The following is a 15,807-nucleotide window of genomic DNA, read 5'->3' on the forward strand; positions in this document are numbered from 1 at the left end:
AATTGTAAGTGGGAGTAGCTAGGCAGACATTTGAAAGGGGATAATGGATCCATGGAATACATTAGATGCATTGATTGGAACAAGTGCATTTATAGAAGACATTTTTCAGGAACTACCAATAGGCATCGCGGTCAGTAAAATAGACGACGACCGTTACGTTTATACCAACGCCCGTTTCAGCGAGGTACTTGGCTGGCCGGAATGTGAACTCACCGATAAGCAGACACTTCTTCTCAAAGTTTTCCCCGACGACGAATACCGCCAAGCCATTGTGGCCAAAATGCAGGGAGATATAAAAACCGGCAACCAATCGCGCATGGTATGGGAGGCCGTCGAAATTGTGACCAGCACAGGCGAAAAGCGATTTATAAATATCAAAAGCATCCCGGTAAAGAGTAAAGATTATACGATCTCGACCGTTAGGGATGTGACTGAGGAAGTGCTGAAAACAAGGGCGCTTGAAGCCGCACGGAACGATCTGAAGCGGATAATGGATTCGTCGATCGATATGATCTTTGCCATTGATACAAATGACATCATTTTAAGCGTTAACGCAGCTTCAGAAAGTATCCTGGGCTACAAACCTGAAGAAATGGTTGGCAGACCTATTTTCGATTTCATTTATCCTCCGGATAAGCAAAGAAGTGTTGATATTGCCAGGACGGTAAAAGCTGGTCTTAGACTAACGAACGTTGAAAATCATTATGTTCATAAAAACGGGTCGCTGGTGCCATTGCATTGGTCAGCCGTTGCCGATCCGTCGCAAAGGGTGCGGTATGGCATTGCCAGGGATGCCACTGAAATAAAGAAAAGCAAGGCCGCACTGATAGAGTCAGAGAAGTTATACCGCTATCTTTTTGATAATAACCCGGTGCCTATCAGTATCTGGGACTTCGAGACGAAGCAATTTATTGACTGTAACGAGGAGGCAGCCCACAAATATGGTTACACCAAGGAAGAGTTTCTGCAATTAACTATCCGTGATATACGCCCGCCTGAGGACTGGCCGCTTATCGACCAATTCACACAATCTGAACAGGCATACGGGCAAAACCATCAACGGACATGGCGCCATATCAAGAAGAATGGTGAGCTGATGTATATGAATGTTCAGGGCGAACTTATCAACTACAATGGTCGCCGGGCATCTATTGTAATAGCCCAGGACGTAACCGAAACAAAATACTATCTGGAACTTGATACGCTCGAGAAACAGGTACTAGAGTGCAGCACTCGCAATGAAAAACCATTGAGCGAAGTGATAGGCTTTTATTTAGCCGGCATGGAAGCGCTTCATAAAGGCCTACAGTGCTCGGTATTGGAAAAGCGTGGCGACAAACTATTCGGGCTTGCGGCTCCTTCCCTGCCCGGCGAGTTTTGGGAGTTTCCGGATGGATTGACAGTTGCTGATCAGAACGGGATATGCGGAACGGCAGCCTGGCTAAAAGAAAGAGTAATTGTCCCCTGCATGGCAGCAGATTCCCGCCTGGAGGGCTTTCGCGAAATACTTGCAAGGCACCCCATGAAGAGCTGCTGGTCGTACCCGATAATTGATGGCAACAACGAAGTGATAGCCACCTTTGCGCTGTATAATTGTGAAGAGCGGCCGCCATCAAAACAGGAAGAGAACACCATTGAACGCGGTGTCCATCTTTTACATATCATTATGGAAAACCACCGCCGCCACCGTGATATAGCGGTGAGCAACGAGCGGTTTGAGTACGTAATGGAAGCTACTTTTGATGTAATATGGGATTGGAACCTGGAAGCAAATAGCGTTTACTACTCCAACAATATGCAGAAACTGTTTGGCCACCGCGCCGGGACCAGCTACGACAATCTGCCATTTTTCTTTGAAAATGTTCACCCCGAAGACCGTGAACGTGCGGTGCTATACCCCGACCAGGTCAAATACAGTGACATGATACATTGGACACAGGAATACCGTTTCCGCAAAGCAAACGGCGAATATGCCAACATATTGGGCCGCGGCATTGTCATTCGTGATGAGAACGGCATTGGCAAACGTATGATAGGCGCCATGCAGGATATTTCTACATTACGAAAACAACATGAACGCCTCACCGAGATCGCGCTTATCAACTCGCACGAGATACGAAAACCTATTGCCAGCATCCTGGGCTTAATGCAGTTGTTTAAAGACATTAAAGATCAAACCCCTGATGAGCAATTGCTGCAACACCTCGAATCGGCAACTCAGGAACTGGATGAAGTGATCAAACGCATCATCAATAAGACGGAAGATTTGTAGAAATCATCTTCGCGCGTAAGGTGTCTAAATCCAGCAGGGAAATGAAGGACTCTGTCCGGATTCGTAGCACACATTTATTATCTTTACCTTCATTGAATATCCTATGATTGCACACTTCCCATTTTTCCTGATGATGGTTGTCGCCATTATACTGATCATCATGCTGGCAAACAAAATAAAAGTTGCTTACCCGGTGCTGCTTGTGGTTGCCGGACTGCTTATCAGCTTTATACCAGGGATACCAGTGCTGCATGTAAACCCGGAGCTGATATTCATCATCATACTTCCGCCGCTTTTGTACGAAGGAGCCTGGGCCATATCATGGAAAGAACTCTGGCGCTGGCGGCGCATCATCTCCAGTTTCGCTTTTGTGGTGGTTTTCCTAACGGCTATGTCAGTCGCTTTTGTGGTCAATAGAATCATCCCCGGCTTTTCGTTGGCATTGGGGCTTCTGCTGGGTGGTATCGTGTCGCCGCCGGATGCAGTTAGTGCGAGCGCCATTTTAAAATTTGTGAAAGTCCCCAAACGGATGTCGTCGATTCTGGAAGGCGAAAGTTTGCTGAACGATGCTTCTTCCCTTATCATCTTCCGTTTTTCGCTGATTGCCATTGGTACCGGCCAGTTTATCTGGTATCATGCGGCATTGAGCTTTGTATGGATGCTGTTTGGCGGAATCGGCATTGGATTATTGGTGGGATGGGTATTTATGAAAGCGCAAAAATACCTGCCAACCGACGTGAATATGGACATCATTTTATCGCTGGTTACCCCCTATGTAATGTATATGACTGCCGAAGAAGTGGACAGTTCGGGTGTGCTGGCCGTTGTGAGCGGCGGATTATACCTGTCAAGCAAAAGGCACTATTTTTTAGGCAGTTCTTCGCGCTTGCGTGGAATCAACTTTTGGGAAAGCCTGATTTTCCTGCTCAACGGATTGGTGTTTTTTCTGATCGGGTTAGACCTCCCAGAAATCACCGCCGGCTTAAAGCAGGAAGGCATAAGTTTTCAGGGTGCTATTGGCTATGGTTTATTAATAACGGGTGTATTGATCGTGCTGCGGATTTTATCGGCATACGGCGCAGTGCTTGTCACCCTCATTGCCCGCTACTTTATCAAGGTAGCCGATCCCAGGCACCCGGGCTATAAAGTTCCCTTTATTTTGGGGTGGACGGGCATGCGTGGTGTAGTTTCGCTTGCTGCAGCTTTGTCCATACCCGTTCAGCTGGACAATGGCACTCCATTTCCGCACCGCAACCTGATTTTGTTTATCACCTTCATCGTGATATTAACCACCCTGCTGTTGCAGGGGTTAACACTCCCTTACATCATCAGGAAATTAACGCTGCCTGTCTATGATGATTATTTACCCGACGATAAAGCCGAAGAGGTAGTGAAAAGAGGCCTCGCCAAAAATGCCATTCAGCACCTTACCACCAACTACAGCGAGCACATTGCCAATCACCCCCTGCTGCAGCAGATGATGGAAAAATGGAGCTCAAAAATAAATGAGGAACTCGACCCGCAAATTCCCGCCGAAAGCAAAAAGATATACCTCGACGTGATAGACCAGCAACGGAAATGGCTGATAAGTCACAACAATGTTGACGGCCATATCGATGAAGACATCATCCGCAAACACCTGCGCCAGCTGGATCTGGAAGAGGAGAAGTTTAAGATAATTTGAGGTTTGGTTGTAGGGGTTGAAGAAGTTGTAGAAGTTAAAGTAATAAGAATCACTCCAACCCTTACAACCTCTGCAACAATGACAACTCCATCAACTATCCCCCTTTGTAACTTTCTTGTCACAATGATATTAAACCATTAGATAAGTTATTTGTCATACTCAGTGTAAACAATGAAGCTTTAATTAAGAAGTTTAAAGAAACAAGAAAATACACAGAAACTAAAACTCCCGTTATGAAAAAAGTTATTATTTATTCCCTGTTAATTGTATTATCTGCATTTGCATTTTCTTCTTGTAAAAAGAGTAATTCACATGTGGTAAGGTACACTACTCAGGGTACAGCCAGTTCAACCATTACTTATACAGACCAAAATGGGAATATACAAACCGTAACCAACGCTCCGGCAAACTGGTCACTGAGTTTTGCAACTACCGATAACGGCATGACTGTTAAATTGACCGCGGTAAGTGTTGACGGCAGCAACGTAGGTGGAAAAATCTACATTGATAGCAATCAAACCGCACAAAGCAACGGAAACTCAAGCAGCATATCTATTACAGCAATGGTTCCTTAATTTTAATATTTAATGTCAAACATACAGGCGGGTCATTCAATCAGATGACCCGCCTTTTTATTTAAATGGTCTTGTTGTCGCCGCAAGGTCCTCTGCGAGAGACTCTGCGGAACACAAAATATTTGATCCCCTGCGTGTGTTTTGGGAAAGACATAAATCTATATTTGCAACCTTAGCAAATATGCAGATCATATCACATCAAAAAAACGGCGTACAGATTGCCGAAGTGTTGTCGGATTCCGTTCTTATCAAATCGCCTGAAGATGGGGCTCAACTCCTCAATGACCTATATTATCAAGGTTTCGACGGTATAATAATAAAAGCCGATCAACTTTCACCAGATTTTTTTGAGTTAAAGACTGGTTTGGCAGGTGAAGTATTGCAAAAATTTTCAAACCGCAGAGTGAGATTAGCTATCATTGGTGATTTCAACGATATTGAAAGTAAAAGTCTCAGAGATTTTGTTTTTGAAAGCAATAAAGGCAATCTTATCAAATTTACTCCGTCAGTAGATGAAGCATTGAGTGGGTTTTAATTCCGACTCCCCCCTAAAACACCTCTCCCACCGTCAAAAACAATCCTTTTGAACCCTGGTTGCCAAAGCCATAATCAATATCCAGGTTGGTTTTGGATACCTTGCTCAGCTTAATGCGCAAACCCGGGCCATAGCCCGGTTGGATAGATTGTAAGTGGGTGCCCGGAGCAGCCGAGAAACTCTCCCCGTTCAGGAACACCACCCCGCCAATCAAGCCGTTGGGGGTGATCTTAAAGCGGTACTCCGTTTCTAAATACACCATTTTTGAACCGCGGAAACGGCTTTGGATATATCCCCGCCCGGTGGTTGAATAGGTATCCCACGAGGTACTTGGCAGATCAAGATATGGCGGTCGCCCGGCCAGCGTAAGCCAGTTGTACGACCAGAAGGCGATCACATTATCCGAATTCGCAGGCAGGCGGAAATACTTGCGTATATCTATCACCACCGATTTCCAGTCGGTATTGCTGCCCAATATTTTCTTGTAGTCGTAATACTGTATCGCAGCGTAAAACCCTTTGGAGGCGTTCACCGAGTTATCCCGGCTATCAAACAAACCATTTATACTCAACCCCGATGAGGTGGTGCGGGTACTTGCCCCGTAAGCTTCATAATCAGACGGCGCCCCGTCCAGCGGACCCTTATGCGATATGCCCCAGTGCTGCATCAGCTTGTAGCCCCCACCGAGGTAAAAGTTGCCGGTGATCTGCCGCAGCACCACTTCCGAAAAGCGGAACAAATTATACCGCATCGGGTCTTCGTTCCTGATGTTTGAGTTGGTACCCAAACCATAGGTACTTTGTGGGTAGATATAAAAACGGGCATCGCCCACAAATACAAACTTATTATTGCGCGACCAGATATTGGATACAATGGGCAAAGTAAACTGCCGGCGTTGCGTAAACCCCATACTGGTGGTGATAGCTGACACCTTTGAATCAGGCGACGAGCGGAAAACGATGTTTCCCGTAAGCGTACCGGCAAACTTGGTTTGCAGCGAGTAACCCACAGCAGGCACAAACGATACAATAGGCTTGCGGCCAATGGTATCTAACTTGGCGGGCTTATAGTTTTTTACAAAGATGGACTGCAAAACGTCCGAAATATCCGTTTGCTGGGTAACATCCTGCGGCATTATAATGGCCGTGTCTTTACGCGGATATTTGGTAATAGGAATAAGCTGCCTGTCCTGGGCGTACAGGGTAGCACAAAAAGCAAAACCCAGAAACAGTAAAAAAATAACAGCGAAAAACCGCTTCATTGATAAAGTTGTAAAGTGACTACCCGGTCTATAAGTGATACAGGGTCGCAATATTAAAGTTTTTAATCAGTGAAAAAAAACCTCGCATTGCTTTTAATCTAAGCATAATAAAACTATCTGATTAAATTTACGTATTATCTATTATTAGATAGATAAATACAAATTATCAATTATTTTATAGATATTTATTTATTATCTAATTTTAAATAGATAATTTTACGATATGAAGTATAGCGTGGTGACCGGAGATATTGCTAATTCTACATCAATAGCCGCAGATAAACGTGCTGAACTGATTGATCGGACCAGCGCGTTGATCAAATCGTGGGTGCTTAAACCTGAAGATGCGGAAATATTCAGGGGCGATAGTTTCCAGCTTCTGTTTGATGATGTGGCCGAGGCGCTGAAAAGAAGCATACAGATCAGGTGCTGGCTTAAAAGTTATCATGACGGAACCGAAAAAGATTCCCTTGATGCCCGTTTATCTATCGGCGTCGGCGATGTGGCCTATTTCGGAAAATCAGTTTTGGATTCGGATGGAGAAGCCTTCCATTTATCGGGCCGGGCCTTTGATGAAATGAAAGCCACGCAAAACTATTTCCAGGTATCAACCAACGATCCCGAACTGAACGAACAGTTAAATATCATCCTCAACCTGGCTAATATCATCATCACCCAATGGACAAAAAACCAGGCCGAAGTGATATTTCTTTTACTCGAAGGGAAAACACAACAGGAAATGGCCGACGAATTAAAAATAGCCCAATCGGCAGTAAACAACCGGATAAAGCTCTCCCGCTGGAAAGAAATTGATAAAACAATGCGCTATATTGCATCGTTAATGTAATAATTTGATGGAGCTGAACCTGTTATTACGTCTGATAGTTGCCCACCTGCTCACAGATTTTGTGCTGCAGCCAACAGCATGGGTAAACCACAAGAAGCAAAAGAAACACCGCTCAGGTAAGCTCTACCTTCATGTACTAGTGGCTGGTGCTCTGATCTATCTTTTTTCAGGATTATGGCACAACTGGTGGCTCCCGCTGGCAATAATGGTATCCCATTTCGTTATCGACCTCTGGAAACTGAACCGCCCCGAAACCCTGACTTATTTCCTGCTCGATCAGCTTTTTCATATCCTGGTTGTCATAGCCCTCTGGATGATCGTCAGCTTCAACCTGCATACCGTTTGGAACTATCTGACGGCACTGGCGCAGAACACCGGGTTTTTGCTCATTGTTACCGGATACGTACTGGTTACCTGGCCGCTGGGCTACATTATAGGCATGGCAACCGAAAAATGGCGCGAAGCTGCCGAAGTAAATAAAGAAGGGCTGGCCAAAGCAGGCGTATGGATAGGTTTTTTTGAGCGACTGCTGATACTCACGTTCATCATAAGCAACCAGTTTGCCGCCGTAGGTTTCCTCATCGCAGCAAAATCCATCCTCCGCTTCAGCGATAAAGAAAACACCCAGAAGAAAACAGAATATGTTTTAATAGGAACCCTGATGAGCTTCGCCTTCGCCGCGATTATCGGGATTGTGATTTCAAAATCATTGTAAGATTTTGCAAACAGTTTGACAAACCAAAGGCTATCCTCTTAATTCTTCCTTTCTCCCCTCTTTACCGTTCGCGGAAGAGAGGGGCGACCAGCGTAGCGTCGTCGGGGTGAGTCAACTCTGCAAGCGATCTGCCTAGCCCCCACCGGGAAAATCGTCCATGTCCTTGCTCCCATCCTCCATTCCTTTGCGAAGCCAAACTGCGCAACTTTGACTTATCAATTCAAACAGAAAAATTTAAAGTTAAAGACAATGAAAACTTTCGCAGTACCAACAAGGGAACAAGTATCAGAAAACAACCAGGCAATATTCGACACACTTAAACAAAAAATAGGTATGGTGCCCAATCTATATGCAGTAATGGCATATGCCGATAATGCACTGGGCAACTATATCACTTTTCAGAGCGGCAAAACTTCATTACGCGGCAAAGAAAAAGAAGCGGTTAATTTGATCGTGAGCCAGGTAAATAATTGTATCTATTGTTTGAGCGCACACACCGCTATTGGCAAAATGAATGGCCTTACCGACGATCAAATTATCGAGATCCGCAACGGCAGCGCTTCATTTGATGCCAAACTGGATGCTCTGGTAAAACTGGCAAAAAACATTACCGAGAACCGCGGAAAAGCCGATAGTGCCCTGGTCGACAACTTTTTTGCAGCAGGTTATACTGAGGGCAGTCTTATTGATGTGATTATGCTGATTGGCGACAAAACCATTATGAATTATTTGCACAACCTGACCGAAGTGCCGGTTGATTTTCCTTTAACACCAGCGTTATAAAAAACTCACCCCGACTACGCCGCGCTGGTCGACCCTCTCTATGGCAAGCCATAAAGAGGGGAAAAAGAAAACTTCATCTTTACCGCTTGCTGTGGAGAGGGTGGTCGAGCGGAGCAACTACCGGGTGAGTCAAACAGGCGATTTGCTAATACAACATTTAATTTGACCCGCAGCAAACCCAATAAAGCATAGTACATATCTATCTTTGCCGGCTTGCTGATTAAAACCAGAAAACATTAACCATGGAAAAGAGATTCCCAATTCCTCCATTCAATATGGAAACCGCCCTGCAAAAAGTGCAGGCTGCCGAAGATGCCTGGAACACCCGCGACCCCGAACGCGTAGCATTAGCCTACACCATTGATACCGAATGGCGCAACCGCACCGAGTTTATCAATGGCCGCGAAGAAGTGGTGGCCTTCCTGAAACGCAAATGGGCAAAAGAGCTGGATTATAAATTGAAAAAAGAGTTGTGGGGCTTTCGTGAGAACCGGATGGCGGTACGTTTTGAATACGAATGGCACGACGACTCGAGCAATTGGTACCGCAGCTATGGCAACGAACTTTGGGAGTTTGACGAAGATGGTTACATGCGTAAGCGTTATGCCAGCATCAATGATTTACCAATAAAAGAGTCGGACAGGAAATTATAAATATACATTCTGGACCGTGTGATACCTTCCTCTAAATTTAGAGGAAGGAGGAGGATGGAGTAAACCCGAAACAGTCAGACCGAAAACTGAAATAAGCAATGCAAACGCAAAAACCACTAACGCTGGTCGACCCCCAAAACGGCAACCTGGCTTTTAAGATTTTCTCTTATAACGACGATAGTCATTTTGATCATGTCCAGCGCAATAATTATTATACGGTCATCATCAACCTGTCGGGCGGCGGTAAGTTAAAGTCCGATTTCTCCACGTATGATTTTTCCGGGCAGGTGCTGATGTGCTTTTCACCTTATCAGCCTTTTATGATAAATGCTGATGATGATCTGAGTGGTGTGATCCTCAACTTTCATCCCGATTTCTTTTGCATTCACCTGCACCAGAAAGAGGTGGCTTGCAATGGCGTTTTGTTCAACAACATTTATCAGCCGCCGTTCATTACACTCGCGGAGAAGGATATCGCCTCATTTCTGAACATCATTGAGCAGATGCAGATCGAAATGCAAAACGCAGCGTTGGCTCAGTACGAATTGCTGATATCTTATCTGAAAATATTCCTGATCAATGGTTCACGCCTTCGGGTCGAACAAAGCCCAATGGCTTCTGCAGAAATTTCCGGTTTAAAAGAACCGTTCGTATTGCAAAGCCTCAAAAATGCATTAGAAGAAAACTTTAAAACCAAGCACTCCCCTGCTGAGTATGCCGACCTGCTGAACATCTCGCCAAAGGCCCTGGCTAAGATCACCAAAAATCATTTCAATAAAACGCTCACCAATATGATAGCTGAGCGCATTGTGATAGAAGCCAAACGGGAGCTCTACCTCACCTCGAAACCCGTAAAATCCATCGCCTACGAACTAGGCTTCAACGATGAGTTTTACTTCAGCCGTTTCTTTAAGAATAACGCTGATGTATCGCCACAGTTGTATAGGGAAACGGTAGGATTTGCAAAGGCGGAAGCATAATATCCTCAAACATTCTTATTTGGAAAAACCAATGCGGTTTGAATTTTGCCTTCCCGCTAAGTACGATTTACCATGGTTTTTACGTTAAATTCCTAACCTTTAATCTATGAAAAAATATAAATATCTTTTGATTTTGGCAATGTTGCCATTGCTTAACACAGCCGCCAAAGCACAATCTGCACAGACAAAGCAGGCACCTGACAATACCCTGGAAATTAACCGCAGCAAAATAGATTCATTAGACAGGTTATTGATGAAAGTGATCGGCGAACGCGAAAAGGCGGTCAGAGAAATCGGGATTTATAAAGCCAAGAACCATATTCCCCCGCTCCAGGCAGCCCGTTTTCAGCAGGTTCTTGAAAAAGGGATCGCTGCGGGAAAAGAAGAGGGATTATCTGCCGAATTTGTTACCGAAATATTAAATAGTATTCACAAAGAAAGTTTACGGATAGAGGAAGAAATTAAGCAAAACCATTAGGCGTGTTAGACCACCAATCCGTTAATGGCTAAATTGTATTACTATATTCTACTTTATTAACCCCAACACCAACGATATATATTTTTATCGTTATCTTTTTTATTTCGTCTGAATCTTTATAATAAACATATGAGTAAATGGATATAGTGTTCAGTCCTGTTTTGAAAAGCGCAAAATCCATTGAATCATTTCTAAAATCACCGCAACTCCAGAACCCAGCCCACTTGTAACTAACGTAAGTTAAATTTCTTTTTTCTAATTCGGGTTTAACGACTCGACGTATTGCAGTTTTTACCAGTAGGTGAAATAAGGCAACATTTGCCAATATTATAAACGGTAACAAAACTGAAGCCGCAATTATTAGTGTACGCATTGAAGAATATTAGTTATTTCATATTCAAAAATATCGTTTTTAGGTGAATTGTGCCAGTTAGATTACTCTATACTTAGCAGAATAGAAGGCGCACAGTATACAAGTAAGATAACGACTAACGAAAACTTAAAAAAGATGTTAGTTTTGAGCCCTTAAAAAATATTGTTAAAATGAGCAATTCAGCTAATTCGACCGGCGGCCCGGTTTTACACAACACCTATTTTGAAGGCAGGGTTCAAAGCCTGGTACTCGAAACCGAAAAAGGGCGCGCCACCTTAGGGGTCATGAAAAAAGGCACTTATCAGTTTGATACCAACACCAAAGAAACCATCGTATTTATAGAAGGGCTGGTAAGCACCAAATTGCCTGGCGGCGAATGGCAAAAACATAAGAAACAGGATATACTTAACATTCCGGCAGGAATTGTATTCGACATCAATTGTGAAACAGATGTGGCATACATTTGCTACTACGGATAGGCAAACTATAATTCTTCTAGCTTTTGCTGGTGTTCGGAAAATCAAAAAAGGGTGTCATGCTGAACGCGGACTAATTATAGCGCAAATACTTCAAATCGCTTTTTCCTTACTTACTATCCTTTGCCCCCATTTTTCCAGGACGCCCATAATATCCTGCAATTTCATGGGTTTAGCCAGGTAATCGTCCATACCGGCGCTGAGGCATATTTGCCTGTCGTCGGACATGGCGTTGGCTGTAGTAGCAATAATTATAGGTTGTGGGTCTGCGTGTTCGCGTATAAACCGGGTGGCTTCCAGGCCATCCATTTCGGGCATTTGCACATCCATCAGCACCAGGTCGTACCTTTTGTTCATTACCGCATCAGCAGCCTCACGCCCGTTATTGGCTATATCAGCCGGGTAACCCAATTTAGATAAGATATGTGTCGCCAGTTTCTGGTTGATCAGGTTATCCTCAGCTATCAAAATACTCATCGGGTATTTCAGGGCAAAGTCTGTTGAGAACGGCGATTTTGCAACCTCAATCTCTTTAGCAAGCCTGTTGTGTGTCTTTAACAGTTCAATTATATGATTTTGTAAAACCAGTTGCTTGGTCGGTTTAATCAATATGGCCTTGAACAGATTGTCCGAATACTTACTTTGCTCATTGCCCGAACTCAACAGGATCATAGGAAGGTTAGGATGGCTCTGTTTAATGGTTTGGGCCAGCTCAACACCATCCATGCCCGGCATATTCATATCCGTGATCACCAGGTCTACCGGCTGTTTTAAAGAGAGGATCATCAATGCCTGCTCCCCCGACTCTGCCATCACAGGTACCAGGTCCCATTGTTTAAGCTGTGTTTCGAGAATATTACGATTGGTAGGGTTATCATCAACTACTAACACGTGTTTGTTGGTGATATCTTCCATATTAAGTTTTACATAATTGCGCCGTGGCTGAACCCCTACTTTGGTTTTAATGGTGAATGAGAAAGTCGTTCCGACACCTACCTTACTTTCCACATCTATCTCGCCACCCATCAATTTCACCAGCTTTTCGCTTATTGCTAATCCAAGACCGGTTCCGCCGTATTTACGGGTGGTACTCGAGTCGACCTGTGAAAAGGCTTTGAACAACTTGTTCAGCTTATCCTCAGGTATCCCTATCCCGGTATCCAGTATCTTGAACAATAATACCACGTCATCATTTTCGCGGTTTTCAGCCGTCACGCTGATAAATACTTCCCCGGTCTTCGTAAATTTCATGGCATTGCTCACCAGGTTGATCAGTATTTGCCTTAACCGCAGTTGATCGCCTATGATCTGCGGCGGCACGCTGCTGTCTATCTGGTAAACAAGGTCTATCTTCGCTGCCTTTCCGGCAAACAGATCCAGCACGCTTTCCACGCAAGCCCTCAGATCAAAATCATGAACATCCAGCTCCATACTGCCCGATTCGATCTTGGAAAAATCCAATATATCGTTAATAACCACCAGTAATGCTTCGCCGCAGGTTTTAATGGTCTCCGTATATTCCTTCTGCTCCAGTGTTTGCTGCGTATTTGCCAAAAGCGATGTCATCCCGATCACACCATTCATCGGGGTGCGTATCTCGTGGCTCATGGTGGCCAGGAAAATACTCTTTGCCTTGTTGGCATTTTCAGCCTCAATGCGCGATTTCTGCTCATTGATAGTCATTTTCTCCAAACTATCCGTGCGCTCCTTCACCAGTCTTTCGAGCATATGCTTTTGCTTGTTGACACGGGCGATACGGTATCTGAAAATGCCATAAACACCGCCTATCACAACCAGCGCCGCTGCCAGCCTGAACCACCAGGTTAAATAAAATGGCGGCACAATAGTGATTTGAACACTGGCAACTACAGGCGACCAGTTACCCTGCGAATTTTTATACTTCACTTTGAAAGTATACTTACCCGGCGACAGGTTGGTATAAGTTGCAGAATTGCGGGCGCCTACATCATTCCAGGTTTTATCAAAATTCTCCAGCATATAAGCATAATGCTTTTTATCCGCAGCAGTAAAATCAAGAGCAGCAAATTGAAGTGTAACAACCGACTGACTGTAAGACAAACTAATAGCCCTGGTATCTGAAATATCCACTTTAAGAGGCGACCCGTCCCAACGGTTTTTTGCAATCTGAACAGGTTTATTAAATATTTGTAATGATGTTAAAACCAGAGTCGAAAACTCCTGACTATTTAAAACCTGATTAGGGGTGAATGAGTTAAACCCGTTTACACCGCCAAAATACAATCTGCCGTCGCGGGTTTTTAATGCCGAGTGCGCTTTAAACTCATCACCCTGCAAGCCATCTTCTGTTGTATAATTTTTAAAGGTTTTAGTAGCCGGGTTAAAAACAGACAGTCCGGCGCTGCTGCTTACCCATATTTTGCCAAAGTCATCCTCTTTCAGAGCGTAAACCAGGTTGCTTGGCAACCCGTCTTTCTTGGTATAAGCGGTAAAATGCTTTGTTTCAGGGTCGAACATGTCCAGGCCACCATAAGTACAGAGCCATATCTTACCGTTCCTATCCTCGATCATGTCCGGCACCGTGTTATTACTGATGCTATTACTCTTTTCATCATGACGAAAGCGGGTAAATGTATTTGTCTTCCGGTCGAACAGGTTAAGGCCGGCGTCAAAAGTACCTACCCAGAAATTCCCCTTACGGTCTTCAAGCATACAGCTCAGCTTATCGCTGCTTATGCTTTTAGGGTTATTGTCATCGTGCCTGTAGTGTTTAAAGGTATTTGTCTTTTTATCGTAACTGTTTAGCCCACTATAAAATGTGGCTATCCACATGGTATTGTCCCGGGTAGGCATTATGCCATACACCTCATTCCCGCTCAAACTGTTCGGGTCGGCCGGGTTGTTTTTAAAATAGCTGACCGTGCGGCCATCTTTGTTCATCACACTCATCCCATCTCCCCAGGTACCTACCCATAAATTGCCTTCATTGTCGCCATTCACCGTCAGCACATAATTGCCTGCAATACCGGCTTTCCCTGGCTGCTGCTGTTTAAAAACGGTAAACGTTCCGGTCACAGGGTCAAACTTATTCAATCCACCGCCATCGGTACCCACCCATATATTTTTCTTCGCATCTTCATAAAGCGACAGTACATAGTTATTGGAAAGGCAATTAGGAAATGAATTATGCTTGTAATGCGTAAAGCTTTCCGTTGATTTTTTAAGCAGGCTTATCCCTCCGCTGAAGGCGCCCAACCACATATCGCCACGCTTGTCTTTATAAACAGCATGAATGGTATTGCCATTGATACTGTTGTTATCAAGTTCGTCATATTTATAGGTTGCAAACTTGCCGGTTTGGTTGTTAAATATACAAAAGCCGCCATTGTCGGCACATATCCATAAGTTATTGTGCGCATCAAAACCCAGGGCATAAATATTATTACCGGGCACCGAGTTGCCTGAATTCGGGTCATGCCTGAAATTTTTGAAAGTCGCCTTCTCCGGATCAAATTCCACCATTCCATCATCCTGCGTTCCCATCCATAAATGGTGGTTTCTATCCTCTGTAATACAGCTAACGTGAGCGCCGGTTATTTTACCGTTCCCATCCCGGTTAATGATTTTTGTAAAAGTACCTGCCTGCGGATCAAAAAGATTTAATCCTCCTGTGGATGTACCCACCCACAAATTATGGCCAGAATCCTCCAGTACACAATTAATATCATTATCGCTTATACTGCCTGCATTTCTTACAGAATGGGTATAATGCCTGAATTTATTTGCTCCGGCTGTCAGGCAATCCAGCCCCCCGTTCTGAGTAGCCAGCCATAAATTGCCTTTTGAATCAAATGTTAGTTTATTTACCAGGTTGCTCGAAATGCTTCCCGGATTTTTATAATCATGTTTGTATTGCGTAAAGCTTTCCTTCTTCCGGTCAAATTTGCTTAGCCCATCCAAGGTAGCTATCCACAAATCACCATTCTTATCTTCTGTAATATCCGTAACATAGTTGCCTACTATCGTGTTATTATCCTGGGCGTCGTTACGGTAAATGGTAAAGTTGTAGCCATCATAGCGGTTCAACCCGTCCATGGTTCCTACCCACATAAACCCGCGACTATCCTGAAAAATACAAAGGACATTGATCTGGGACAATCCTTCGTGGGTTCCCATGTGCTCAAAATTAAAACTCT

General features: G+C 44.2%; 13 protein-coding genes. 11 read left to right on the plus strand and 2 right to left on the minus strand.

The features are described from left to right. The first annotated feature begins 43 nt into the window (after window positions 1-43). The 4 genes from Q3A68_RS00690 (at window position 44) to Q3A68_RS00705 (ending at window position 5,066) form a co-directional block, all read left to right on the plus strand. Complete coding sequence (locus Q3A68_RS00690) at window positions 44-2,272, plus strand: PAS domain S-box protein (protein WP_302899071.1); 2,229 nt, start codon at window positions 44-46, stop codon at window positions 2,270-2,272. Window positions 2,273-2,375: 103 nt separating this feature from the next. After that, window positions 2,376-3,956 (plus strand): Na+/H+ antiporter, encoded by a 1,581-nt coding sequence (locus Q3A68_RS00695; RefSeq protein WP_302899072.1) that lies wholly within the window; start codon window positions 2,376-2,378, stop codon window positions 3,954-3,956. A gap of 233 nt (window positions 3,957-4,189) precedes the next feature. Further along, window positions 4,190-4,531, plus strand: coding sequence for an MmpS family transport accessory protein (locus Q3A68_RS00700; protein WP_302899073.1), 342 nt, complete (start codon window positions 4,190-4,192; stop codon window positions 4,529-4,531). Window positions 4,532-4,667: 136 nt separating this feature from the next. Further along, window positions 4,668-5,066, plus strand: a complete 399-nt coding sequence (locus tag Q3A68_RS00705; protein ID WP_302899074.1) for a DUF4180 domain-containing protein — start codon at window positions 4,668-4,670, stop codon at window positions 5,064-5,066. Window positions 5,067-5,079: 13 nt separating this feature from the next. On the opposite strand, the gene Q3A68_RS00710 is transcribed toward Q3A68_RS00705, so the two are convergent. Then, the gene (locus Q3A68_RS00710) at window positions 5,080-6,327 is read right to left on the minus strand and encodes a BamA/TamA family outer membrane protein (RefSeq protein ID WP_302899075.1); all 1,248 of its coding nucleotides are present in this window, start codon (window positions 6,325-6,327) and stop codon (window positions 5,080-5,082) included. 223 nt (window positions 6,328-6,550) lie between these two features. Between Q3A68_RS00710 and Q3A68_RS00715 the strand changes: the two genes are divergently transcribed. The 7 genes from Q3A68_RS00715 (at window position 6,551) to Q3A68_RS00745 (ending at window position 11,635) form a co-directional block, all read left to right on the plus strand. After that, window positions 6,551-7,174 (plus strand): SatD family protein, encoded by a 624-nt coding sequence (locus Q3A68_RS00715; RefSeq protein WP_302899076.1) that lies wholly within the window; start codon window positions 6,551-6,553, stop codon window positions 7,172-7,174. A 7-nt stretch (window positions 7,175-7,181) separates the two neighbouring features. Beyond that, a complete protein-coding gene (locus Q3A68_RS00720; RefSeq protein ID WP_302899077.1) occupies window positions 7,182-7,889 on the plus strand; it encodes a DUF3307 domain-containing protein in 708 nt (235 codons plus the stop codon). A 249-nt stretch (window positions 7,890-8,138) separates the two neighbouring features. Then, complete coding sequence (locus Q3A68_RS00725) at window positions 8,139-8,672, plus strand: carboxymuconolactone decarboxylase family protein (protein WP_302899078.1); 534 nt, start codon at window positions 8,139-8,141, stop codon at window positions 8,670-8,672. A gap of 242 nt (window positions 8,673-8,914) precedes the next feature. Further along, window positions 8,915-9,325, plus strand: a complete 411-nt coding sequence (locus tag Q3A68_RS00730) for a nuclear transport factor 2 family protein (RefSeq protein ID WP_302899079.1) — start codon at window positions 8,915-8,917, stop codon at window positions 9,323-9,325. A 98-nt stretch (window positions 9,326-9,423) separates the two neighbouring features. Further along, window positions 9,424-10,305 carry a helix-turn-helix domain-containing protein gene (locus tag Q3A68_RS00735; protein WP_302899080.1) on the plus strand — a complete coding sequence of 294 codons (882 nt, stop codon included), beginning with the start codon at window positions 9,424-9,426 and terminating at the stop codon, window positions 10,303-10,305. A gap of 106 nt (window positions 10,306-10,411) precedes the next feature. Then, complete coding sequence (locus Q3A68_RS00740) at window positions 10,412-10,783, plus strand: chorismate mutase (RefSeq protein WP_302899081.1); 372 nt, start codon at window positions 10,412-10,414, stop codon at window positions 10,781-10,783. Window positions 10,784-11,326: 543 nt separating this feature from the next. Then, the gene (locus Q3A68_RS00745; RefSeq protein ID WP_302899082.1) at window positions 11,327-11,635 is read left to right on the plus strand and encodes a pyrimidine/purine nucleoside phosphorylase; all 309 of its coding nucleotides are present in this window, start codon (window positions 11,327-11,329) and stop codon (window positions 11,633-11,635) included. 90 nt (window positions 11,636-11,725) lie between these two features. Here the strand turns inward: Q3A68_RS00745 and Q3A68_RS00750 are convergent, their stop codons facing one another. Then, on the minus strand, window positions 11,726-15,787 hold the full coding sequence (locus Q3A68_RS00750; RefSeq protein ID WP_302899083.1) for a hybrid sensor histidine kinase/response regulator: 4,062 nt from the start codon (window positions 15,785-15,787) through the stop codon (window positions 11,726-11,728). Window positions 15,788-15,807: the final 20 nt, after the last annotated feature.

The organism is Mucilaginibacter tolerans (assembly GCF_030519375.1).
GTDB lineage: Bacteria > Bacteroidota > Bacteroidia > Sphingobacteriales > Sphingobacteriaceae > Mucilaginibacter.

Bases quoted from the DNA above. Each gene is read 5' to 3' on its own strand.
- Q3A68_RS00750 (WP_302899083.1), bottom strand. From the start codon at position 15,787: ATGGGAACCCACGAAGGATTGTCCCAGATCAATGTCCTTTGTATTTTT.
- Q3A68_RS00715 (WP_302899076.1), top strand. From the start codon at position 6,551: ATGAAGTATAGCGTGGTGACCGGAGATATTGCTAATTCTACATCAATA.
- Q3A68_RS00710 (WP_302899075.1), bottom strand. From the start codon at position 6,327: ATGAAGCGGTTTTTCGCTGTTATTTTTTTACTGTTTCTGGGTTTTGCT.
- Q3A68_RS00695 (WP_302899072.1), top strand. From the start codon at position 2,376: ATGATTGCACACTTCCCATTTTTCCTGATGATGGTTGTCGCCATTATA.
- Q3A68_RS00745 (WP_302899082.1), top strand. From the start codon at position 11,327: ATGAGCAATTCAGCTAATTCGACCGGCGGCCCGGTTTTACACAACACC.
- Q3A68_RS00740 (WP_302899081.1), top strand. From the start codon at position 10,412: ATGAAAAAATATAAATATCTTTTGATTTTGGCAATGTTGCCATTGCTT.
- Q3A68_RS00690 (WP_302899071.1), top strand. From the start codon at position 44: ATGGATCCATGGAATACATTAGATGCATTGATTGGAACAAGTGCATTT.
- Q3A68_RS00700 (WP_302899073.1), top strand. From the start codon at position 4,190: ATGAAAAAAGTTATTATTTATTCCCTGTTAATTGTATTATCTGCATTT.
- Q3A68_RS00730 (WP_302899079.1), top strand. From the start codon at position 8,915: ATGGAAAAGAGATTCCCAATTCCTCCATTCAATATGGAAACCGCCCTG.
- Q3A68_RS00720 (WP_302899077.1), top strand. From the start codon at position 7,182: ATGGAGCTGAACCTGTTATTACGTCTGATAGTTGCCCACCTGCTCACA.
- Q3A68_RS00725 (WP_302899078.1), top strand. From the start codon at position 8,139: ATGAAAACTTTCGCAGTACCAACAAGGGAACAAGTATCAGAAAACAAC.
- Q3A68_RS00735 (WP_302899080.1), top strand. From the start codon at position 9,424: ATGCAAACGCAAAAACCACTAACGCTGGTCGACCCCCAAAACGGCAAC.